Annotated in this window: 19 protein-coding genes and 1 pseudogene; 5 read left to right on the top strand and 15 right to left on the bottom strand. The window is 58.4% G+C overall.

What is annotated here, in order from left to right:
- The first annotated feature begins 157 nt into the window (after nucleotides 1–157).
- From MHM86_RS00100 to MHM86_RS00085, 4 genes are all read left to right on the top strand, one after another.
- On the top strand, nucleotides 158–1,543 hold the full coding sequence (locus MHM86_RS00100) for a DUF2927 domain-containing protein (protein WP_239194497.1): 1,386 nt from the start codon (nucleotides 158–160) through the stop codon (nucleotides 1,541–1,543).
- The gene (locus MHM86_RS00095; RefSeq protein WP_239194495.1) at nucleotides 1,540–1,707 is read left to right on the top strand and encodes a hypothetical protein; all 168 of its coding nucleotides are present in this window, start codon (nucleotides 1,540–1,542) and stop codon (nucleotides 1,705–1,707) included. Before MHM86_RS00100 ends, MHM86_RS00095 begins: the two co-directional genes overlap by 4 nt.
- Before the next feature lie 12 nt (nucleotides 1,708–1,719).
- Nucleotides 1,720–2,904, top strand: coding sequence for a VWA domain-containing protein (locus MHM86_RS00090; RefSeq protein ID WP_239194493.1), 1,185 nt, complete (start codon nucleotides 1,720–1,722; stop codon nucleotides 2,902–2,904).
- Nucleotides 2,905–3,059: 155 nt separating this feature from the next.
- The gene (locus MHM86_RS00085) at nucleotides 3,060–3,527 is read left to right on the top strand and encodes a YHS domain-containing (seleno)protein (protein WP_239194491.1); all 468 of its coding nucleotides are present in this window, start codon (nucleotides 3,060–3,062) and stop codon (nucleotides 3,525–3,527) included.
- Here the strand turns inward: MHM86_RS00085 and MHM86_RS00080 are convergent.
- From MHM86_RS00080 to rpoH, 4 genes are all read right to left on the bottom strand, one after another.
- A complete protein-coding gene (locus tag MHM86_RS00080) occupies nucleotides 3,524–5,074 on the bottom strand; it encodes an ATP-binding cassette domain-containing protein (RefSeq protein ID WP_239194489.1) in 1,551 nt (516 codons plus the stop codon). The two genes, MHM86_RS00085 and MHM86_RS00080, sit on opposite strands and share 4 nt — an antisense overlap.
- Before the next feature lie 260 nt (nucleotides 5,075–5,334).
- Complete coding sequence (locus MHM86_RS00075) at nucleotides 5,335–5,607, bottom strand: DksA/TraR family C4-type zinc finger protein (protein WP_239194487.1); 273 nt, start codon at nucleotides 5,605–5,607, stop codon at nucleotides 5,335–5,337.
- Nucleotides 5,608–5,776: 169 nt separating this feature from the next.
- Nucleotides 5,777–6,742, bottom strand: coding sequence for a hypothetical protein (locus MHM86_RS00070; protein WP_239194485.1), 966 nt, complete (start codon nucleotides 6,740–6,742; stop codon nucleotides 5,777–5,779).
- 328 nt (nucleotides 6,743–7,070) lie between these two features.
- A complete protein-coding gene (gene rpoH / locus MHM86_RS00065) occupies nucleotides 7,071–7,967 on the bottom strand; it encodes an RNA polymerase sigma factor RpoH (protein WP_239194482.1) in 897 nt (298 codons plus the stop codon).
- Nucleotides 7,968–8,314: 347 nt separating this feature from the next.
- On the opposite strand from rpoH, the gene gyrA reads away from it, so the two are divergent.
- Entirely contained in the window at nucleotides 8,315–11,065 is a 2,751-nt protein-coding gene (gene gyrA, locus MHM86_RS00060) for a DNA gyrase subunit A (RefSeq protein ID WP_239194480.1), read from the top strand.
- A gap of 254 nt (nucleotides 11,066–11,319) precedes the next feature.
- Here the strand turns inward: gyrA and MHM86_RS00055 are convergent, their stop codons facing one another.
- The 11 genes and pseudogenes from MHM86_RS00055 to MHM86_RS00005 all read right to left on the bottom strand — a co-directional run.
- Complete coding sequence (locus tag MHM86_RS00055) at nucleotides 11,320–12,795, bottom strand: carboxypeptidase M32 (RefSeq protein WP_239194477.1); 1,476 nt, start codon at nucleotides 12,793–12,795, stop codon at nucleotides 11,320–11,322.
- Nucleotides 12,796–12,821: 26 nt separating this feature from the next.
- Nucleotides 12,822–13,967, bottom strand: a complete 1,146-nt coding sequence (gene ctaA, locus MHM86_RS00050) for a heme A synthase (RefSeq protein ID WP_239194474.1) — start codon at nucleotides 13,965–13,967, stop codon at nucleotides 12,822–12,824.
- 94 nt (nucleotides 13,968–14,061) lie between these two features.
- Entirely contained in the window at nucleotides 14,062–14,814 is a 753-nt protein-coding gene (locus MHM86_RS00045) for an RNA methyltransferase (protein ID WP_239194471.1), read from the bottom strand.
- A gap of 150 nt (nucleotides 14,815–14,964) precedes the next feature.
- Complete coding sequence (locus MHM86_RS00040; RefSeq protein ID WP_239194468.1) at nucleotides 14,965–15,159, bottom strand: hypothetical protein; 195 nt, start codon at nucleotides 15,157–15,159, stop codon at nucleotides 14,965–14,967.
- Nucleotides 15,160–15,316: 157 nt separating this feature from the next.
- Entirely contained in the window at nucleotides 15,317–16,729 is a 1,413-nt protein-coding gene (locus MHM86_RS00035) for an exonuclease domain-containing protein (RefSeq protein WP_239194465.1), read from the bottom strand.
- A complete protein-coding gene (locus MHM86_RS00030) occupies nucleotides 16,729–17,253 on the bottom strand; it encodes a hypothetical protein (RefSeq protein ID WP_239194462.1) in 525 nt (174 codons plus the stop codon). The genes MHM86_RS00035 and MHM86_RS00030 overlap by 1 nt, the downstream gene beginning before the upstream one ends.
- Before the next feature lie 56 nt (nucleotides 17,254–17,309).
- Entirely contained in the window at nucleotides 17,310–19,175 is a 1,866-nt protein-coding gene (locus tag MHM86_RS00025; protein ID WP_239194459.1) for a DUF294 nucleotidyltransferase-like domain-containing protein, read from the bottom strand.
- A 206-nt stretch (nucleotides 19,176–19,381) separates the two neighbouring features.
- Complete coding sequence (locus MHM86_RS00020) at nucleotides 19,382–21,169, bottom strand: sodium:solute symporter family protein (RefSeq protein ID WP_239194456.1); 1,788 nt, start codon at nucleotides 21,167–21,169, stop codon at nucleotides 19,382–19,384.
- A 5-nt stretch (nucleotides 21,170–21,174) separates the two neighbouring features.
- Nucleotides 21,175–21,459: a DUF4212 domain-containing protein gene (locus MHM86_RS00015; protein ID WP_239194453.1), complete on the bottom strand. Its 285-nt coding sequence runs from the start codon at nucleotides 21,457–21,459 to the stop codon at nucleotides 21,175–21,177.
- Between the two features lie 45 nt (nucleotides 21,460–21,504).
- Nucleotides 21,505–22,188, bottom strand: a complete 684-nt coding sequence (locus tag MHM86_RS00010; RefSeq protein WP_239194450.1) for an adenylate kinase — start codon at nucleotides 22,186–22,188, stop codon at nucleotides 21,505–21,507.
- A gap of 5 nt (nucleotides 22,189–22,193) precedes the next feature.
- Nucleotides 22,194–22,402: pseudogene (locus MHM86_RS00005) on the bottom strand (acetyl-coenzyme A synthetase); the annotation flags it as partial.

Genomic DNA, 22,402 nt, shown 5'->3' with positions numbered 1-22,402 from the left:
CCCAAACCTCCTCTAGTTTGACACTGTCCCGGCAAAGTCGTGACGACAGATTTTAGTGTTTGCTATTTAGTGCGTAAGAGAGTGCCGTTATGCTGCCTGCACGGTGTAAGTTGGTAATGAGTTGGGCCTTGGTCTGGCCTGTTAGGGGTATCGCTGCATGATCCGTTTTCTGTCTATCGTCCCGCTTTGTCTGGGCCTGGGGGCCTGCATGGCGCCCGCAACCGTTGAACAGCCCAGTCGGGCTGCGACCGCTGCGGCGCCCATGCTTCCCCCGATGAAAACATTCCGCAGCCTGCCTGCGGCCCGGCCCAGCGTCTCGAACAACGAATTGGCGCGCGATATCATTGATCTGGCGTTTAAATTGGAATCCGGTGCTCCGCTGACTCATTTCACCCGTGTTGAGGGACCGGTTTCGGTGCGCCTTGCAGGTCAAACCTCTGTCAGCCTGTCTATGGAACTGGACAAACTGCTGACTCGTCTGCGCCGGGAGGCCGGGATCAACATCAAGCGCGTCACCTCGGGCGACACCCCAGCCAACATTACAATTGAAGCGGTACCGCACGCGCAGATTCGTCGTCACCTGCCCGCAGCAGCGTGTTTTGTTGCGCCCAATGTGTCCAGCCTTGCAGAGTTTGGCCGCGCAAAACGCAGCCCGCGCACAGATTGGCGGCAGCTGCAATCGCGCCAGCGGCTGGCAATCTTTATCCCCGCCGATGCCCCCCCGCAAGAAATGCGTGACTGCCTACACGAAGAACTGGCGCAGGCCTTGGGACCGCTCAACGACCTCTACCGCCTGCCTGACAGCGTGTTTAACGATGATAACATTCATACGGTGCTGACCGGATATGACATGCTGGTGCTGCGCGCGATCTACGCGCCAGAATTGCGCACCGGCATGACACAAGCGCAGGTCGCCCAACGTCTACCCAACATTCTGAAGCGCCTGAATCCGGGCGGCCGCAGTGAGGGCGCGCATTTCCGCCCCGACACCCCGCGCAACTGGATTGATGCGATCCACGGCGCCCTTGGCCCCGGTATCAGCCCCACCACCCGACGCGATCACGCCCAACGCGCTGTTACAATCGCCGCAGCAGAGGGGTGGCAGGATCATCGCCGCGCCTATGCCCATTATGCACTGGCACGGGTCACGCAGTATCAGGATCCGGACTATTCGCTCAGCCACTATTTGGCGGCGCAGCGCTACTATGCCAAGACCCCTGACACTGGATTACACCGCGCCCAAGTGGCACAACATCTTGCCGCCTATGCCCTGCACAACGGTCAGGCACAGGCAGCGCTGGATCTGATTGATCCGCACCTGTCTGTGGTGCGCCAACACGAAAATGCGGCCTTGCTTTCGACCCTTCTGCTGCTACGTGCAGAGGCGCTGGATCTCAAAGGCCTGACGGCCGAAGCGCGCTTGGTCAGGCTGGACAGTCTGGGCTGGGCACGATACGGATTTGGCTCAGACGCGGCAGTGCGGGCCAAGGCGCAGGAAATTGCGACATTAAACCCGCTCAACAGAGGAAACGGGCGCTTATGATCGTAATTGCAGGACTGGTTCTGGGGCTTCTTTTCGGGGCAACGCTGGCGAAACGGCGCAAGGGCCAGACCAAGGACATACTGCAATACGCGGCGGCCTATGCGATCCTGTTTTCCATCATCGGGTTGTTCATCACCATCCTTATCCACCGCGCTGCTGTGTAAGGGGAAGTTGCGATGTTCCTGCCCTTCTTTGAGAACCTTCGCAAAGCGGGCATTCCTGTCTCTTTGCGCGAATACCTCGCCTTTCTGGAGGCAATGAAGGCAGGGGTGGTAACCTATGATGTGGACGGGTTCTACTACCTTGCCCGTGTTGCAATGGTGAAGGATGAACGCAACCTCGACAAATTCGACCGCGCCTTTTCCGCTACCTTTTCAGGGCTGGAAAACATACAGCTGGGCGATGTGCTGAATGCCGTGGACATCCCAGGCGACTGGCTGGAAAAGCTGGCAGAAAAGCACCTAAGCGAAGAAGAGAAGGCCGAGATTGAGGCCATGGGCGGCTTCGACAAGCTGATGGAAACCCTGAAAGAGCGCCTGAAAGAACAAGAAGGCCGTCATCAGGGCGGCAACAAATGGATCGGCACCGCTGGCACCTCGCCCTTTGGCGCATACGGCTACAACCCCGAAGGCGTGCGCATCGGTCAGAAAGAAAGCCGCCATCAACGCGCGGTCAAGGTCTGGGACAAACGCGAATTTCGCAACCTTGATGGCGATGTCGAACTGGGCACCCGCAATATCAAGGTGGCGCTGAAACGCCTGCGCAACTGGGCGCGCGACGGCGCTAATGACGAGCTGGATCTGGACGGCACCATCCGTGCCACCGCAGAGCACGGCTATCTGGATGTGCAGACACGGCCTGAAAAGCGAAACGCGGTGAAGGTTTTGTTGTTTCTGGACATCGGCGGGTCGATGGATCCCCATATCAAAGTGCTGGAAGAGCTGTTTTCCGCAGCCAAGTCCGAATTTAAGCACATGGAACACTTCTACTTCCACAACTGCCTCTATGAAGGAGTGTGGAAAGACAACAGCCGCCGCTGGGATCAGCAAACCCTGACATGGGACGTGCTGCACACCTATGGGTCGGATTACAAATGTATCTTTGTCGGCGACGCCTCTATGTCACCGTATGAAATCGCCTATGCCGGTGGCGCAAATGAGCACTGGAACGAAGAGGCCGGTCAGACATGGCTGGAACGTGCCCGCCAGCAGTGGCCTGACCACGTCTGGATCAACCCGACACCGGAAACCCATTGGCCTTACACCCAGTCGATCCAGATGATCCGCGATATCTTTGAGGACCGAATGGTGCCGATGACGCTTGAAGGTATCGAGCGCGGGATGAAAGAATTGGGGCGCTGACCCCCACGCGCGGACCACTGCGTACCGTTTTCCGCATGATTTTCTGTAACATCCAACGTTGATGACTGACACCGCTTCACAGCCACGTGAGGGCGCTAGCGTTGCGGCGCCCCCTCCTCCACATTGATGTCATAACCAGACCGGAGACCGACATCATGACCTTGCCCCGCCGTACTTTCCTTTTCGCCCTGCCTGCAGCCGCGGCTGCCGCCAGCCTTGGCCTGCCAACCGCCGCGCTTGCCCGCACACCTGAAATTTACACCGAAGGCGGCATTGCCGTGGATGGGTCCGACGTGGTGGCCTATTTCACCGAAGGAAAGCCGGTGACAGGCAAACCGTCGATCACCCATGACTGGAAAGGCGCCACATGGCAGTTCGCCAGCGTGGAAAACCGCGACGCCTTCGCCGCCAATCCCGCAGCTTATGCGCCGCAATTCGGTGGCTACTGCGCCTATGCGGTCTCCAAAGGCGCCACCGCCCCCACCGTGCCAGAGGCATGGCGCATTGTAGACGGCAAACTGTACCTCAACTTCTCAAAATCGGTGCAGAAAGTCTGGCTGCAAGACGTCCCCGGCAACATCGCCAAAGCCGAAGCCAACTGGCCATCTGTTCTGGACGCCTAAGTGCCCGACCCTGCCGCCATCTGAGCGGTAAAGAACGCCTCTGGATCCCCGACCTCACGCAGGGTTCCAGGGGCGTCTGCGCGTGTGGGGTGCGGAACAATCTGCCAGAATCGCGTACCCACAGTACGCACGAAACATCGGTCATGGCTGACGATCAGCGCGGTCAAATCCGGTGCCTGCAACTCAACTTCCAGCGCCTCCTGCCCCTCGATATCCAGATGGTTCGTCGGCTCATCTAACAGGTAGAGGCTTGGCTGCGACAGCCGCAACAGCAGCATTGCCAGCCGCGCCCGCTGCCCACCAGACAGCTCTTTGAGTCCGCGGTCCTGCTGTTGATGGGCGATTCCCGCCCCTGCCAAACTACGCCGCGCCGCATCGTCGCCGATATTCGTGCTGTGCGTCACCGCCTGCATCGGCGTGCGGAACTGCGCCAATTGATCGAGGGCCTGCGTTGACACACCTGCCCCCACTGATGGCGCGATACGGATAGGGGTTGCAGGCGTGCGAATGGCCTGCACAATCTGGGTGAAAAACGTCGTCTTTCCCGCACCGTTTTCGCCCAGTAAAACCACCCGATCACCGCGATTGATCCAAAGCTGTGGCAGCCTGAACAATTGGGTTCCGTCGGGCTTATTTACCTCTTGCGGCTCAATCGTCACCAGTGCCCGACTGCCGATGGTCGAACTGTCCAGCCGGATGCGACCTGCACTGCGATCCTGATAGGCGGGCCGCGCCGCCCCTTCCAACTGATCGGCGCGGGCGCTGAGTTGCTTGGTTTTGGTCAACAACAGATCCGATCCTGCGTTGATACCTGTGTTCTTCAGCTTCGCCGCCTGACGGCGCAGCTGCTGCGCTTTGGCCATGTCATTGTCATACTGCCGCGCCAACGCTTGATCGTGCTGATCCAATGCCGCACGCGCAGCGCCATACGGCAGCGTATAGTCCTGTGATCCCTCTGATCGCAGGAACAGGCAACGATTGCACACCGCCTGCAGAAAAGCGCGGTCATGGCTGACGATCACACAGGCCGCTTGACGCGCCACAGTGCCCAACCAATTTTGCAGAATACCAATGCGTTGCAGATCCAGATGGTTGGTCGGCTCATCCAGTAACAAAACGTCCGGTTCCGTCACCCAAGCGCGCGCTAAAAGGGCGACGCGCTGCCAGCCGCCGGACAACTCTGACAGAGGACGATGCCAGACGTCAAACGGCACCAGCAGATCCGCCAGCGCAACCTCCACACGCCAGCCTTCATACTCCGCCATCGTCGGATCAAGCGCAGACAGTGCCGCGTCATAGAGACTAAGCGGCAAGAGGTCAGCCGGCACATGTTGCGTGACCAAGGCACAGCGCAGACCCCGCGCTGTGGTACGCGTGCCACTTGTCAGGTCCAAATCACCGGCAAGGGCCGCAAGAGCCGTGGATTTGCCGCGTCCATTGGCGGCGATCAGCGCCAGACGATCGCCTTTGTTGAGAGTAAGAGAGAGGTCGCGAAATAGCGGGGCGGCAAAGGTCACAGCAGCCTTATTTAAGGAAATCAGAGACATAATTCAGGTCTTTCATGCGCAGATCAGCAGCACATCGGCTGCAATTTGGGCAAATCGAAAGACGTGTTACATCACCGCTGCCCCAGCAGCGGACCGTTTAGAAACCCTGTCTTTGATCAGCCCTGCAAACGGATTTGCAGGGCAAGGACCGGTCCGCGGGTGCGGTCGTGATAGCGTCTGATGTGCATACAACCCTCCCTCATTTGGCGGTTCCTGAATGTGGGAAAAGGCTATTGCACAACCGCGCTGTCATGCAAGCCTCATTTCAGCTGACTGTCCTTGGAGCCACGCCGATTGATGCCGCCGCGCATCTTGTAGGCGCTGTCACGGTCCTGCTGGCAGTCGATACATAGTTTCACACCGGGACGAGCCAGACGGCGGGCCTCTGGAATTTCTTCCTCGCATTCAGCGCAATAGCGCAGGCTTTCGCCCTGCGGTTCGGCCCGTTGGGATTTTAGCCGCGCCAATTCATCCCTGATCGAGGCTTCTATCTGTTCCTCTACCGCGCCATCGCGCGCCCAGCCACCTGCCATATACAATCCTCTTGATGTCTGTCGCCAGAGGCATTCACTATGACCCAGCCTGCCCGCATTTGGCAAATCCAAACGGTAAACAGGGCGGCCCGACGGGCCACCCTTCGCAAGCGTATGGCGTTATGAGCCAAGACATTACAGGCCCAAATACAGGCCCGAAACGGCACCCTCAGCCCACCAAGACACCGCAGTCTTGCAGCGCAGTTTCAATCTGTTTCTGCGCCTTGTCCTTCCAGCCCTTACCAGACAGGTCCAGACAGTTCTGTCGCAACAGCCAGAATAGATATTCTGCATCCGGGCGCGGGCCTTCAGCGGCCAGTTCGTCCAACGCGGGACGCAGGGCGGCGGCATCGGACAGGGTTGTTACATTGTGATGAAACAGCGTGCGGGCAAAAACCACCGCAGGGACACGGTGCAGCATCGCTTCGACACTTACGGCAGCGGCAATGCTGATACAGGCACGCGCGCCCTCCAGTACATCGTGCACATTGGCATCGACCAGCCGCAACGCCGCATCTTCGGCCGCCAGCGCGGTCAGCGCCTGAACGGTTTCGGCATCACCGCCAGCTGGATTCCGGTTGACCAGTACGCGGGTCTGCGGGAACTGACGGCGCAGCTCCTGCACGATCTCCACCTCGTTTGCCGTGCAACCCGCATAGTCGCGACCGGCTCTTTTCAGGAACACAGCGAAATGGCCATTGCCGAAATCGCGGCGCTCTTGCGATTGGGGCATTTTGGAAACCCCATCACGGACAAAACGGCGCTGCAGCCGTTCAAAGAAGGTCTGAACCCGATCCGCGGGCAAAGCTGACGGTATGAATTCATCTGCCGCGATCGAGCTATAGGCAGAGACGCCCATCGGATCCAGATACCAGAATTGCCGCAATGGCGCTGCCGCAGCATAGATCGCATTTGGATAGACACGCGGCATCGCTTTTACGCAATTACTGGCATGCAGGATGTGAAAGACATCCGGGTCCAGGTCGACGCCCGCCGCGATATCAAATTTGGTATCGAAATCCGGTTCCAGGCCGCAGCGTTGCAGCACCTGACAAATGTCACCCACCACCCCAGGGGCACGTGGATGCGCCAACGCCGCCTTCTGCGGCGGCAGGTGCACAATCGCGCGTCTCATAAAACAGAAGCACGCCGCAACGTGCCCTCCTCTTTGCGGGGGACATGCGGGGGAATATACTTAGCTACAGCTTGCGGTTCTCCTTCTGGCAAGCTGGCGTTTTTCGCGTTTTGCAAAATTAATCTCCAACTAGTCACAACTAAAAAGAGCGTATCCAACAAGATACAAAGCGCAACATGTCAGAAGAATAGATAGGCGAAAGAGAGTTTCACCTATCGTCTTTCGGGTGTTTAAATTCGATTTTCGTGTCCAAACAATGAAAAATCCTCTGCGATTTTCAACCAGCAGAGGATTTTATCAACTTATTGATGCAGCTTGATGCAGCGTGTCAGCGACTGGCCAACATGCCACGCTCCGATGCAAGATCACGCATACGTTTTTGCAGCTTCTCAAACGCGCGCACTTCGATCTGGCGAATGCGTTCGCGGCTGACGTCATATTGCGTCGACAGGTCTTCCAGCGTGACATTTTCATCCGCCAGACGACGCTGCACCAGAATATCACGCTCACGCTCGTTCAGAACATCCATCGCCTCAGACAACAGTTCACGGCGTGCTTCCAGCTCATCCCGTTCGGCATAGTCACCGGCCTGATCGGCGTCTTCGTCTTCCAGCCAATCCTGCCATTGCATACTGCCTTCGCCTTCGGCACCCACTTGGGCGTTGAGCGATGCATCACCACCGGACATCCGACGGTTCATTGAGACAACTTCGTCCTCACTCACCCCCAGATCGTGGGCGATCTGCGCGACATTTTCCGGACGCAGATCTCCCTCTTCCAACGCGCCGATACGCGCCTTGGCTTTGCGCAGGTTAAAGAACAGTTTCTTCTGTGCCGACGTGGTACCCAGCTTCACCAAAGACCAAGACCGCAGGATATATTCCTGAATCGAGGCACGGATCCACCACATCGCATAGGTCGCAAGACGGAAGCCCTTTTCAGGATCAAAGCGTTTCACAGCCTGCATCAAGCCAACGTTCGCCTCAGAGATCACTTCGCCCTGCGGCAGGCCGTAGCCGCGATAGCCCATCGCGATCTTCGCCGCGAGGCGCAGGTGCGACGTTACCATCTTGTGGGCCGAGGCGCTATCTTGCTCCTCCACCCAGCGTTTTGCCAGCATGTACTCTTCCTCCGGCTCCAGCATGGGAAATTTGCGGATTTCCTGCATGTAGCGGTTAAGGCCACCTTCTGGGCTCGGCGCCGGGAGGTTTGCGTAGTTGCTCATGATCCTTATTCCAACTCGTTTTATGTTTACGGCTTCGCGTAATGTTTATCAGCTTAACATCAAATTATGTACGATGTTAGCGCCTTTCAAGGCACAGGTTAACGGAATTTCAACGCAAACCCTGTATGATCGCACAATAGACCAAAGGAAACCCCTGCTTAAGTGCATTCACGCGCATGTGCTGTTTGTGACAGTGCCGTCTCTGCGCCCCGTTCATAGTGGGAATTTCCCGCAAATCTGCCCATCCCCCATACAAGCCCATTTGACACAAGCATTGCAGCCCACATCCTGCCTCTGTTATAGTCAGGACAACAAAATATAGACAAAACAAGCAAAGTGGCAGACACGTGAGCGATACGCCCCAAACACCTGAAAACGAAGAAGAAACCCCGCGCGAGCGCATGGCGTTTGACGGCCCCAGCGTGTCCATCACTGATGAAATGCGCAATTCTTACCTCGATTACGCGATGAGCGTGATCGTCAGCCGGGCGATTCCCGATCTGCGCGATGGCCTGAAACCGGTTCACCGCCGCATTTTGTATGCGATGCATGAAACCGGAAACACCCACGAAAAGGCCTATCGCAAGTCCGCCCGCCCCGTTGGCGACGTGATGGGTAAATACCACCCCCACGGCGACAGCGCGATCTATGACGCGCTGGTGCGGATGGCGCAGGACTTCTCTATGTCGCTGCCTCTGCTTGATGGTCAGGGCAACTTCGGCTCGATGGACGGGGACAACCCGGCGGCGATGCGTTACACCGAAGTGCGGATGGACAAACCCGCAGCCTTCGTGCTGGCCGACATCGAAAAAGAGACAGTTGATTTTCAGGACAACTACGATGGCAAGGACCGTGAGCCCACGGTTCTGCCCGCCCGTTTTCCCAACATGCTGGTCAACGGCGCAGGTGGTATTGCCGTAGGTATGGCCACCAACATTCCGCCGCATAATCTTGGCGAAGTGATTGATGCCTGCCAGGCATTGATCGAGGATCCCGACCTCAGCAGTGAACAGCTCATCCAATACGTGCCCGGTCCTGACTTCCCCACTGGTGGCATCATGCTGGGCCGGTCTGGCGCGCGCAAAGCCTACCTTGAAGGTCGCGGCAGTGTCATCACCCGCGCTAAAACCCGCGTCGAGGAGATCCGCAAGGATCGGTATGCCATCGTTGTGGACGAGATCCCCTATCAGGTGAACAAGTCCTCGATGATCGAAAAGATCGCCGAACAGGTGCGTGAAAAACGCATCGAAGGCGTGGCGCATGTGCAGGATGAATCCGACCGCAACGGTGTGCGCGTGGTGATCGAGCTGAAGCGTGACGCCACCCCTGATGTGGTGCTGAACCAACTGTTCCGCTTCACCCCCATGCAGACATCTTTCGGCTGCAACATGCTGGCCCTGAACGGCGGCCGCCCCGAACAACTGACCCTGCGTCGGTTCCTGACCTGTTTCCTTGACTTCCGCGAAGATGTGGTGGCCCGCCGCACCGCCTTTGAACTGCGCAAAGCGCGTGAGCGCAGTCACATCCTGTGTGGTCTGGCAGTGGCCGTGTCCAACGTGGACGAAGTTGTTGCAACCATCCGATCTTCCGCGGATGCAGCAGAGGCGCGTGAAAAGCTGATGACCCGCCGCTGGCCCGCCCATGACATTGCGGAGTACATCCAGCTAATCGACGATCCAACCCACAAGATGAATGAGGACGGCACCTATAACCTGTCCGAAACTCAGGCCCGCGCCATTCTGGAACTGCGCCTGCAACGTCTGACCCAGATCGGCGTCAAAGAAGTCACGGATGAACTGCAACAGCTGGCCGAAAAAATCCGTGAATGTCTGGAAATTCTGGCATCCCGCGAACGCATCCTGTCAATCATCAACGCCGAACTGGCTGAGGTGAAGGAACAATTCGCTGTCCCCCGCCGTACCGAAATCGTCGATTGGTCCGGTGACATGGATGATGAGGATCTGATTGAGCGCGAGGATATGGTCGTCACCGTCACCTCTGGCGGCTACATCAAACGCACCCCACTGGCCGATTTCCGCGCCCAAAAACGCGGTGGCAAGGGGCTCAGCGGTATGCAGACCAAGGAAGAGGATGTTGTCACCAACCTCTTTGTTGCGAATACCCACACGCAGCTGCTGTTCTTCACCACCGATGGCATGGCCTACAAGCTGAAGACATGGCGTCTGCCGCTGGGTGGCCGTACCGCGAAGGGCAAGGCGATTGTGAACATCCTGCCGATCCCAACCGGTGTGTCGATTGCCGCGATCATGCCTGTGGATCGGGCCGAGGATGAGTGGAACGACCTGCAGGTGGTTTTCGCCACATCAGCCGGCACCGTGCGTCGCAACCGGCTGTCTGATTTCACCAATGTGAAATCAAACGGCAAGATCGCAATGAAGTTCGAAGAGGATCATGCCGACACCCGCCTGATCAACGCCCGCATCTGTTCCGAGGATGACGATGTGATGCTGGTCACCAATTCAGGCCGCGCGATCCGCTTCCCCACCACGGAGGTGCGCGTGTTCAACTCGCGTGCATCAGTAGGTGTGCGCGGCATCAAGCTAAACGGTGATGATGAGGTCGTGTCGATGTCGGTGATCCGCCATTTCGACGCCACATCCGAGGAACGCGCTGCCTATCTGAAAATGCGCCGTGCGGTCGCTGGTCTGACGGACGATGCCGAAGGTGGTGATGAGGATGACGTGCCTGCGGGTGAGCTGTCTCAGGAACGCTACGCCGAAATGTCGGCAGTCGAAAACCTGATCCTGACCATCACCGAAGGCGGCGCGGGCAAGCTAAGCTCCAGTCACGACTACCCTGTGCGCGGGCGCGGCGGCCTTGGGGTTGCAGCGATGGATAAGGCCATGCGCGGCGGTGCACTGATTGCCTCCTTCCCCGTTGAAATGGACGATCAGGTGATGCTGGCGACCTCCAAGGGGCAGTCGATCCGTGTGCCTGTGGATGGCATTTCCTTCCGCTCCCGCTCTGCTGGTGGGGTGCGGGTGTTCAACACTGGCAAGGGAGAGACGGTTGTGTCCGTCGCCCGCGTGGTGGAGCAGGACGATGAGGACGGCGCAGAGGATCAGGCGGAGAGCTGATCTGAAAGGCATCCTAAAGCTTGAAAGCCGCCCTTCGGGGCGGCTTTTTGATGTGAAACGGAAGGTGCGTGACCAATCCCAAGGCGGGCCTAAGTCACGCGAATTCAGTTCAACAATCGCAACGGTCTGCGTTGCCAATCGGTTGCAGTTTCGTACCCGCCCTGGGGGCGGGCACGAACCGGTTCACTTCGTGACCCGGAAAAGAAAACGGCGCCCCAAAGGGACGCCGCTGAATTCCATACGCTTGCGTAGGGTCAAAGGCCATAGATGCCTTTGAACTTCGCCTCCAGATACTCCAGCAGCGGTTCTGCCGACGGTTCCATCCCGCTGGCGCGACGCACCACATCACGCGGCGCATAAAGACTGCCGTGACGTTGCAGGGTCTCTTGCAACCAACCGGTTGCCGCCGCAGTGTCCCCCACTGCCAGCTGCGCATCCAGATCCGGCACCGCCTGACGCAACGCCTGATGCAAGCAACCCGCGTAAACATTGCCCAAGGAATAGGTTGGGAAATAGCCAAACAGCCCCACCGACCAGTGCACATCCTGCAAACACCCGTTCGAGGGTTTGTCGACGGCATAGCCAAAGTCCGCCTTGAACCGGTCGTTCCACGCAGCCTCCAGATCATTCACCGACAGGTCGCCCAGCATCAATGCGCGTTCCAGGTCGAACCGCAGCATGACATGCAGATTATACTGCACCTCATCCGCCTCTGTGCGAATGTAGCCGTCGCTGACGCGGTTCACGGTGCGGTAGAATTCCTCTGCGCTGGCGATCCCGAAGTCCCCGAACACATCGCGCATCTGGCTATAAACCCAGCCAGAGAAAGCGGCGGAGCGACCCAGCTGGTTTTCATAGATCCGACTCTGACTTTCATGCACCCCCATCGACACCCCACCGCCGATCGGCGTCAGTAGGTAGGCATCATCGATGTTCTGCTCGTAGCAGGCATGCCCCACCTCATGGATGGTGGAATAGAAACAATTGAACGGATCCAGCTCATTGGTGCGGGTGGTGATACGCACATCATGACCTGAACCGGAGGAGAACGGGTGCACAGCCTTATCAATGCGGCCATGGGTCAGGTTGTAACCAAAGGCCAGCGCCAGCTTCTCGGTCAGCTGCATCTGTTTGGCGGCGTCAAAATGGCCGGACAGTTTCTGCGGTGCCTCAGCCGCCAGTGCGGCCTCACGCAGGGCAACCAGACGGGGACGCATGGTGTCAAACATTGCGGCCAGCTCACCGCCCGTCATGTTCTGTTCGTAGTCATCCACCATCGCGTCATAGACGTTACCACCTGCAGCCAGCGCCTCACCCTCACGGCGTTTCAATGCAACGACCTGCTCCAGCACAGGCAGGAAGGCCGCGACATCTTCATCTGCGCGCGCCTGTGCCCATTGCCCTTGGGCTTTGCTGGTGACTTTGGCGATCTCCACTGCCAGATCGGCGGGCACCTTACTGGCGCGATCAAAGGCACGGGAAATCTCACGCACCTGGGCTTGGCCCACCTCATCCAGCGTAGCGGGATCAATGGCCGCCAGCCATTCACCAACCTTGGGATCTGTGCGCCGCGCATGCAGCACCTTTTCCATCGCGGCCATCTCCTCGGCTCGCTGATCTGTTGCGCCGCGCGGCATCACTGTTTCCTGATCCCAACCCAGACGCCCGGCAACCTGCCCCAGAGCGGCCGTGTCGCGTGCGTAAGACATCAGATTTTCAAAGTTACTCATTCCATCACTCCAAAGGTTTGCCCGGATCACCCGCGCAGAGAGGCGACAATCGGATGCGCCGACAAGAACCGTGCCCGCAGGATCAACACAAAGACAAGGATGCCAAACACCTGATGCACAATCGCGATGTTCCAGGGTGCGGCGGTCACAACAGTGTAGATACCCAGCACGATTTGCGCCACAACCGCAATGAAAGCGGCGGTGAAAGCCGCACGCGTCGCTGAATGAGCAGATTTGCGCCCACGCATCCACGCCATCACGCTATAACCCAACAGCAAATAGCCGACGATACGGTGAATGAACTGCACCAATGCCGGATTCTCAAAGAAATTGCGCCACAGCGGTTCAATGTCAAAGGATTCAGACGGGAAGAACTGCCCCGCCATCAGCGGCCAGTCATTGTAGCTGCGCCCGGCGTCAATACCGGCGACCAACGCACCGATCAGGATTTGCAGAGCGGTCAGATGCAGCCAGCCGGTGGCGACGCCGAACTGGCGCTTTTCCTTTTGCCGACGTGCCTGCATCAACTCCCGCTCTTCACGCCCCAAGAGCATCACGTACCATGCAATACAGCCAAGGATCAGAAAGGCCAAACCCAGATGGGTGGCCAAACGGTAGGAGGCAACCGTTGTCACCCCCTCACCCGAGGTGACGCCAGAGGCGACCATCCACCAGCCCACAGCCCCCTGCAATCCGCCCAGGCCGCCGATAAAGGCCAGTCGTCCGGTCCAGCCCACGGGGATCTTTCGCGCGGCGAGAAAGCCGAAGAAGCCAACAGCCCAGACCAAACCAATCACGCGACCGATCTGGCGATGGCCCCATTCCCACCAGTAGATGAATTTGAAATCATCCAGCGTCATCCACTGGTTATCAATCGCCCACTGGTCGATCTGTTTGTATTTATCAAACTCGGACTGCCAGTCCGCCTCGGACAGAGGTGGGATTGCACCGGTCACGGGGCGCCATTCGGTGATCGACAACCCGCTGTCGGTCAAACGGGTCAGACCGCCCACCACGATCATCACAACGACCATCGCAAACAGCACCATCAACCAGGCGCGAATGCCGCGCCGCGCGCCGCCGCGTCCTTGATCAATCATGCCGCCCTTGGGCGCGGGTTTGCTGGCGCTTTGCTCACCAACCTCTTCAAAGATATTGCGTTTCTGGCTCATTCCACCCTCCGGTTCCGGCGCAGGATATGGGGTATATGGGGCGCAGGGCAATGCCTGTGCGACCACTTGTCTTGGCTAGGGTTGCGGGCAGCGGTTATTTATCGCCGCTGCGCTCTTTCCAGCGCACCATCTGGCGCATGACGCCGTGCAGCATCTGCGTATCTGACCGGGTCAGCCGCATACGCGACCACAGGTTTCGCAGGTTGACCTTCATCCCTTCGGCCTTTTCCGGCGGGAAGAAGAACCCGGCCTCTTCCAAGCGGTCTTCATAGTGTTCGGCCAGCTTCTCCACCTCTATGGTGCTCGCCCACTCAGACCCTGCCATCTCAACTCGTTCACCTTCGATATCGACCGACTGACGGCGGAATTCATAGGCGGTCAACAGCACACATTGGGCAAGGTTCAGGCTAAAGAACTCTGGGTTCACCGGCACGGTTATGATGGCGTTGGCCCGCGCCACATCCTCATTTTCCAGACCCGACCGTTCGGGGCCGAACATGACGGCAACCTTTTCACCAGCAGCAATCTTCTGACGCGCTAGCTCCATCGCGGCCTCGGGGCTATAAACTGGTTTGGTCATGCCGCGACCACGGGCGGTGGTGGCAAAGACAAAGGTGCAATCATCCAGCGCCTCAGCCACGGTGGCATGCACACCCGCCTCATCCAAGAGACGCCCCGCACCAGAGGCCAGCGCAACCGCGCGCTGGTTCGGCCAGCCGTCACGCGGATCAACAATGCGCATCCGGTCGAGGCCAAAGTTCCACATCGCACGTGCCGCCGCACCGATGTTTTCTCCCATCTGCGGGCGCACCAGTACAAAGCTGGGCTGTGGCATATCGCTGGGCATCACGGGTCTCCAAAAAATCCAATGCCGCCTGATAATCCACCCCTGCCGCCTTTTCCAGCCCTCGGCGTAAAACAGGCGTGAAACAAAGATCTTTGCCAAAAGAAAAAGCGGCCCGCGGGGCCGCCTTTCATCATAGTCAGAGAATAGGGATCAAAGCGCGGTCTTCTGCCAGCCGGGAGCCGGCAGGACGCTTGCCTGAGCCACGCGGATAATCCGGTCCGCTGTGGTTTCGCACACCGCGTCCTCACTCAGTCGGCGGCGGCGGTCCTGCAGGTTCTGCTGGCGGATCAGTTCAAACAACCGACCGTGGCGGGGCTGAAAGCTGGAAGCAGCAAACTGAAACATGGCGTGTCCTTTCCACTCATCCTGAGGAGCCTTGGGGGGGTAGCTTTGGGGCTGGCTCTGTCAGATAGTAGAACGGTGAAATGTGGCGGTATTTCAGCGCCGGTGGTGCAAAAACTGGGAAACCACGCTTTTGCGCCACCCTACACATCCTTTTGGATCAGTTGAGATCCTTCAAAATACGGCCGTGTTTGCGGGTTTGAGTCAACAGATCGCCGAAGGTTTCGATGCCCCGCGCTTCCAGCATCGGGATCAGGCGGCACAGCACCTCTGCAGTGGCCCGTGCATCGCCCAGAGCCGTATGGCGCTGCGACGGCGGGATTTCCACGCCCAGACGATAACACAGCGCATCAACGGTGTGTTCCTCACTGGCACCAAACACCACGGCCGAAGCCAAAACCGTATCCAACACGGGATGTGGCCAATCAAGGTTCACCCGTTTGCCGTAACGGTGCATGAACGCCATATCAAAGGGTGCGTTATGCGCTACCAGCACGGTCGAGCGGGCGAAATCATGGAACTCGCGCGTTGCATCCTCAATCGACGGCGCAGCAGCGACCATCGCATCGGTGATGCCATGCACGTTGGTGGCCACGGATGGGATCGGCACCTGCGGATTCACCAGCGATGACATCTCTTCGCCCACAACGATCGAATTACGCACCACGCGCACGGCCCCAATTTGCACCACCTCATCCTTGTGGGGCAACAAGCCAGTGGTTTCAGTGTCAAAGACACAGTAGGTCAGCTCCGACAGTTTCAGATCATCCACCGATGTGCCGCCGTTTTGTTCCAACAGGCCAAAATCATAGATCAGCGGGCGCGACGCATCCGGCGCCAGCACCACCTCTGAGGATTCAATGATCAACATATAACCGGTGCCGCTGTCCAAAGGCTTCATCCGGATTTCAAAGTTCTGCCGTTTGGCTGCCCCCAGCGCGCGAAAGCTAACCTCTTCGCCGGTCTGCATCAGGGTTTCCCACGCGGCCTCTACCGCCTTGCGATCGAAATAGTCAAAAATATCAGTGTTCAGGCGCGGGGTCTGGATCTGCGCCAAGACCGCAGCCGCCTGCCCATCATAAAGAACGATCTGATGGTTGGAGTTTACAAGGATCATCGCCAGCGGGATTTCCGTCAGCAGTTTGGTCAGGCGCTCCTTCTCCAGCTCCAGTTTCTGGGTTTTGGTGGCGATGGCCCCCGCGGTGTTCATCGACGCTTCGATCAACTGGCGCGTTACCGCCTCCGCCGCGGGTCCCAGATCGCCAAGGTATTTGGCCGCCTCCATGTCCATGTGGTGGTTCACCCCGGCATGGGCGCCAGCCCGCATCCGTGCCGCGACGCGTTCAATTGGCTTGGCGACGTTTTCATCAAACAGCAGCCAGATGCCCATCACAATGCCCAACAGCCCAAAGCCAGCGATGATACCCGCCTGTAAAAAAGCACTCGTCAGATCACCGCTCTGCGCCGTCTCGAACCCGAAATAGAGGGCGAGACCAAACAAGACCATTCCCCCCAGCCCCATCAGGGCAAAAAACAAAAATACTCTGAGGCGGAGGCTGAGGTTCTCTAGCATTACCGTTTCCCTTCGCAGACAATCTGATAGAGGCCCTCGCCCCGATCCAAGTCTACCCATGTCACATTTTCAATCTCACCCGCCTCGGAGAAAGCCGCATCCGCCCCCAGTGCCGCCTGTCGCGCATGGGTGCAGTCCACCAGTACCGGGCGCAGTTGCACCGGTTGCCAGCGGCCGAAAAACGCAAGATCCACCATGTTTTGACCTTCGAAAGCAGCGTGGGTCCGTACCGATTGGGTATCCACAGCCATAAAACGGCTGACATATGGAAAAGGATAGGTCCAAGGGCGATAAAAAGCACGGTTTTCTACTTTTTTAGCAACCACAAGCCCTTCTGGTAGGGTTGAAACGGTGCGATCATACCAGCTGTACTCACTGCTGATGGTAGTGATGATCATCACCAAACCCGCCATAACAGGGGTCAACCAACGCGGCAGGCGGCCGCGCAGGATCTTGTTCAGCAGCAGCATCCCCCCGGCCGCTGCCAGACCTGCCACAAAGGTGGCGATCAATTCCAGAAACATGATTTTCCCTCCTTAATCATGCACTTTCGTTCCTTTCCTGGACCGCAGCCCCGGATTTAACTCAACGCCCCACGTCCATGTCCCAGCACCGATTGCAGCGATTTGATAACCACAAAAGCGTTGCGCAGATGGCTACGCTCCAGATCCGACAGCTCTGATGGCGCCATATAGTTGTCCGGCGCTTCACCGCGCTGGATCTGACGTGCCTGATGGCTGAGGCGGTTTTCCGCGATCAAATCATAGGCATCCAGCAAATCGCGCGCGCCAGATGGCGACAGCCCCCCTGCCCCCGCCGCCTGTTCCAGACGGGCGCGGGTGTTGGCCTGATCAATCTGCCCCTGCAGCGCGTAAACACGGCCCAGATCCACCACAGGCACCACGCCGTTGTGTTTCATATCCAGCGTGTTCTTATGTTCGCCCGACCGGATGGTGGCAAAGCCGCGCAACAGACCCAACGGCGGCGTGTGTTTCAGCGAATTGCCAACCATATGTGCCACAAAGATCGAGTTTTTTGCCGCCCGCGCCAGTGTATCCTCTTGCATATCCTCAAACAGGGCGGTCGCCCCACCGATGGGCCGCAAATCAAACATGACCGATGCCAGCATCTGCGCCTCATTATCGGGACTGCTGATCCAGCGGTCAAAATAGCTGCGCCAGACGCGTTGCGGCTGACACCAGCGCGGGTTGGTCGCCATCATATCACCGGGGCAATAAACATAGCCGCAGGTGTTGAGGCCATCGCAGACAAACTGCGCCAGATCAGCGAAATAGCCCATCTGATCCTCACGCACATCGTCATGCAGGATCAGGCAATTGTCCTGATCGCTAACGCCGGTTTGCTCCTGGCGTCCCTGACTGCCACAGGCCAGCCACAGATAGGGCACCGGCGGCGGGCCCAGCTTTTCCTCGGCCAGCGACAGCAGACGACGGGTGGCTGTGTCAGCCACATCGGTAATCAGCCGCGTCACCACCTCATGGCGGTTGCCTGCACCAACCAGTTGCACCAGCAGCTGGGGGATACGTGCGGTCACTTCGGCCATGTCCTCTGCCGTATCGGCATGGGCGATCTCTGACACCAGTTCAGCAGAGCTGACAGCCTGAAAACGGGTCAGGTCGGTCTGGCTGACCATGCCGACCAACGCGCCGCTTTCGCAAATCGGGATGTGGCCGATGCGACGTTCCATCATCGCATGCAGAACATCCGATCCGATCGCGGTTGGTGCCAGTGTCAGCGGGTCGCGGGTCATCACCTCGGCCACTGGCGTGTCCAGCGGCAGCGCATCAGCCAGAACACCAGCCATATCGCGTACGGTGACAATGCCGATGAGGTGCACGTCCTCCACCACACAAAGGGACGAAATCCGCTTCTCACGGATCAAATGTGCCGCCGCCTGCAAGGTCACATCAGGGGCGCAAGAAACCGGGTTGCGGGTCATCAGATCCGCCACCCTGGTGGAGGCCAGATCATCCTTCTGGACCCGCTGGCGCGAACGATCAAAGAAACGGCGCGCCTGTTCATTACCTGCGATCAGTGCGGCAAATTCAGCGGCAGGCAGGATCAGACAAGTGGTATCTTCCAGCGCACGGGCAGAGGTTTGTGCCAGCCCGTCGCGCAAAAGACCACGTTCACCGAAAGAGTTTCGCACCGACAAGAGCGACAGCGGCACGTCATTGGCATCGCGCACCTCCACCTGACCCTTGTGGATCACGTAGAGGCCAATCTGTTGTTCACCGCGCTGGTAAATCTGTTCACCAGCAGCAAAGCGATGCCATTCAAATGCATCCAGCAACGGCGCCAGCGCCTCTGCCGACATGGTGTCATAAGGATGTAGCGAGGTTAGGAAACGATGCAAATCAGCCGGTGACAATGCAGAAACCTCTTGCAGGGCAGCCAAAGGGGCGGCGGTCGGGGATTGTGTCATGCGGCTCTCCAATCAGGGTTTCAAAGCCTTAGCAGGGTTTTACCCCCTGTGCTTTGACGCATAACAACAACGGTCGGATTTCTCATTAATAAAGCGCGGCGCAACAGGCAGACCGCGTCAATCAAAAAAGCATCCCGCCCAGATGTCTCAGGCGGGATGCAGTTTGAACGGGCGCCCACGGGAGGGATTGCGCCCATTCTCGGGGATCAGTGATCCTGTGCAGCGCCGGCACCGCGAGGGATTCGCACGCTTTCGACCAGATCTTTGATGTCCTGCGGCAGCTCCTTGGTCATGCCGGTGACGATGTAAGCAACCGCGAAGTTAATTGCAGCGCCGATGGCCCCGAAGGAGGTGGATTTCACAGTACCCAGCAGCGGATCAGCATCGGTGAAGCTGTTGGTGCCGGGGATGAAGAACCAACCCTTGTGCAGGAAGATGTAGATCAGGGTCACAACCAGACCGGCCAGCATACCTGCCACTGCGCCAGTGTTGTTGATCTTCTTCGAGAAGATCCCCATCATCAGTGCAGGGAAGATCGACGCCGCCGCCAGACCAAAGGCCAGAGCAACAGTTTGCGCGGCAAAGCCCGGAGGGTTCAGGCCCAGATAGGTCGCCACAGCAATTGCAACAGCCATCGCGATACGCGCCGACAGCAGCTCGCCTTTTTCGCTGATCTGCGGGTTGATCGAGCCTTTGATCAGGTCATGCGATACAGCAGACGAAATCGCCAGCAACAGACCGGCTGCGGTGGACAGCGCTGCTGCCAGACCACCAGCGGCGACCAGACCGATCACCCAACCCGGCAGGTTAGCAATTTCGGGATTGGCCAGAACCAGGATGTCGCGGTTGAACTTGGTCAGTTCGTTCTGCGAACCCCAGCCTGCGGCCTCCATCTTGGCAACGGTGTCAGCATCCTTGTCATTGAAGTAGGCAATTTTGCCGTCGCCGTTTTTGTCTTCCCACCCCAGAAGGCCGGTTTTTTCCCAAGTGGCCATCCAGTTGTACTGCTGTTCGGACCCAATGGTTTCAACAGACACAGGCTCGCCCGATGCGCCGTTCGGCCACATCATTTCGGTGATGTTCAGACGCGCCATCGCACCAACAGCCGGGGCCGTCAGGTACAGCAGCGCAATGAACACCAGCGCCCAGCCAGCGGACCAACGTGCATCAGACACTTTGGGAACGGTGAAGAAGCGCATGATCACGTGGGGCAGACCCGCAGTACCGATCATCAGCGACAGGGTGAACAGCACCATGTTGAAGGTGTCGGAATGGTGAGTGGTGTATTCGTTGAAGCCCAGTTCCTTCACGATCGCGTCCAGCTTCTGCAAAAGCGGCTCGCCGGATGCGGCGTGATCACCAAACAGACCCAGACCCGGAATCGGGTTGCCGGTCAGCTGCAGCGAGATAAAGATCGCTGGGATGGTGTAGGCCATAATCAGAACGACGTACTGCGCAACCTGCGTGTAAGTCACACCTTTCATGCCGCCGAACACTGCATAGGCGAATACCACACAGGCACCGATCAGCAGACCGGCAGTGTTAGACACCTCAAGGAAACGACCAAAGGCCACGCCCACACCAGTCATCTGACCGATCACGTAGGTGGTGGAGGCAACGATCAGGCAGATCACCGCAACGATACGGGCAGTCTGGCTGTAGAAACGGTCGCCGATAAACTCGGACACGGTGAACTTGCCAAATTTACGCAGGTAAGGCGCCAGCAACAGTGCCAGCAAAACGTAACCGCCGGTCCACCCCATCAGGAAGGTAGAGTTGTCGTAGCCGGTGAACGCAATCAGACCCGCCATCGAAATGAACGAGGCTGCCGACATCCAGTCAGCCGCAGTGGCCATACCGTTGGTTACAGGATGAACGCCGCGGCCGGCGGCGTAGAATTCAGATGTGGAACCCGCGCGGGCCCAGATCGCGATGCCGATGTAAAGCGCAAAGGAGGCGCCCACAAACAGCAGGTTGATGGTAAACTGATCCATAAGCCTTAGTCCTCTTCCACGCCGTATTCACGGTCGAGTTTGTTCATGCGCCAGGCGTAGTTGAAGATCAGCGCCAAGAAGACCAGAATGCTGCCTTGCTGTGCAAACCAGAACCCCAGATCTGTGCCGCCAACGGTGATACCCGCCAGCATCGGACGCAGCAGAATGCCGAATCCGAAGGACACCAGCGCCCAGATGATCAGGCTGATGAAAATGATACGCAGGTTGGCCGACCAGTAGTTCTGGTCAGACGCCTGCGCGCTTGATGATGTTGTCGTTTGTTCCGCCATTGCGGTCCTCCTCTCCTCCACTGCGCCGGACACGGCGCAGGTGTCTTACGCGGTCGCCCCCTCGACGATCGCGGCAAGTCCTTTGGCGATAGCGCTGATATCCCCCATCGCATCAATGCGTTGCAGGGCGCTTTTCGCGTCATAATAGGTGATCAGCGGCGCGGTCTGGGCATGGTACGCCTCCAGACGGGCACCGACGGTTTCGGCATTGTCATCGGCGCGACGTTTGAAATCGCTGCCACCACATTTGTCACAAACACCTGCCGTTTTCGGCTGCTTGAAACTGTCATGATAGCCTTCACCGCAGCCGCCACATGTGTAACGACCAGAGACACGTTCCACCATCGCCGCATCATCCACCTCCAGGCTGATGGCGGCATTGATGCGCTGGCCGGTTTCCCCCAGCAGCGTATCCAGCGCCTCTGCCTGAACCGTGGTGCGCGGGAAACCATCAAGGATCACGCCCTTGGCGCAATCATCCTGTGCAAGACGGTCCCGCAGGATGGCAATCACGATGTCGTCGCTGACCAATCCGCCGCTGTCCATCGCCGCCTTGGCGCGCATACCTGCATCGGTTTGACGTGCCACAGCATCGCGCAGCAGATCACCGGTGGACAGTTGCACCAGCCCGAATTTCTCTTCCAGCATGCGGGCCTGTGTCCCCTTGCCGGCCCCCGGAGGGCCCAGCAGGATCAGGACAGCAGGGGTTGTTTGAACTGCAATATCCATCGCGCTTACCCCCTGTCATCCATCCGGTTCATGCGGTTTTTGATGAGTTCCTCCACGACGCTTGGATCTGCCAGCGTTGATGTGTCGCCAAGTGCGCCAAAGTCATCTTCGGCAATTTTGCGCAGGATGCGGCGCATGATCTTGCCGGAACGGGTTTTCGGCAGGCCGGGCGCCCACTGGATCAGATCCGGCGCGGCGATGGGGCCGATTTCGG

Origin of the sequence: Thalassobius sp. Cn5-15 (genome assembly GCF_022347685.1) — a bacterium.
Classification (GTDB): domain Bacteria; phylum Pseudomonadota; class Alphaproteobacteria; order Rhodobacterales; family Rhodobacteraceae; genus Thalassobius.
Note: the sequence above shows the minus strand (reverse complement) of the source record. Positions and strands in the feature narration are given on the sequence as shown.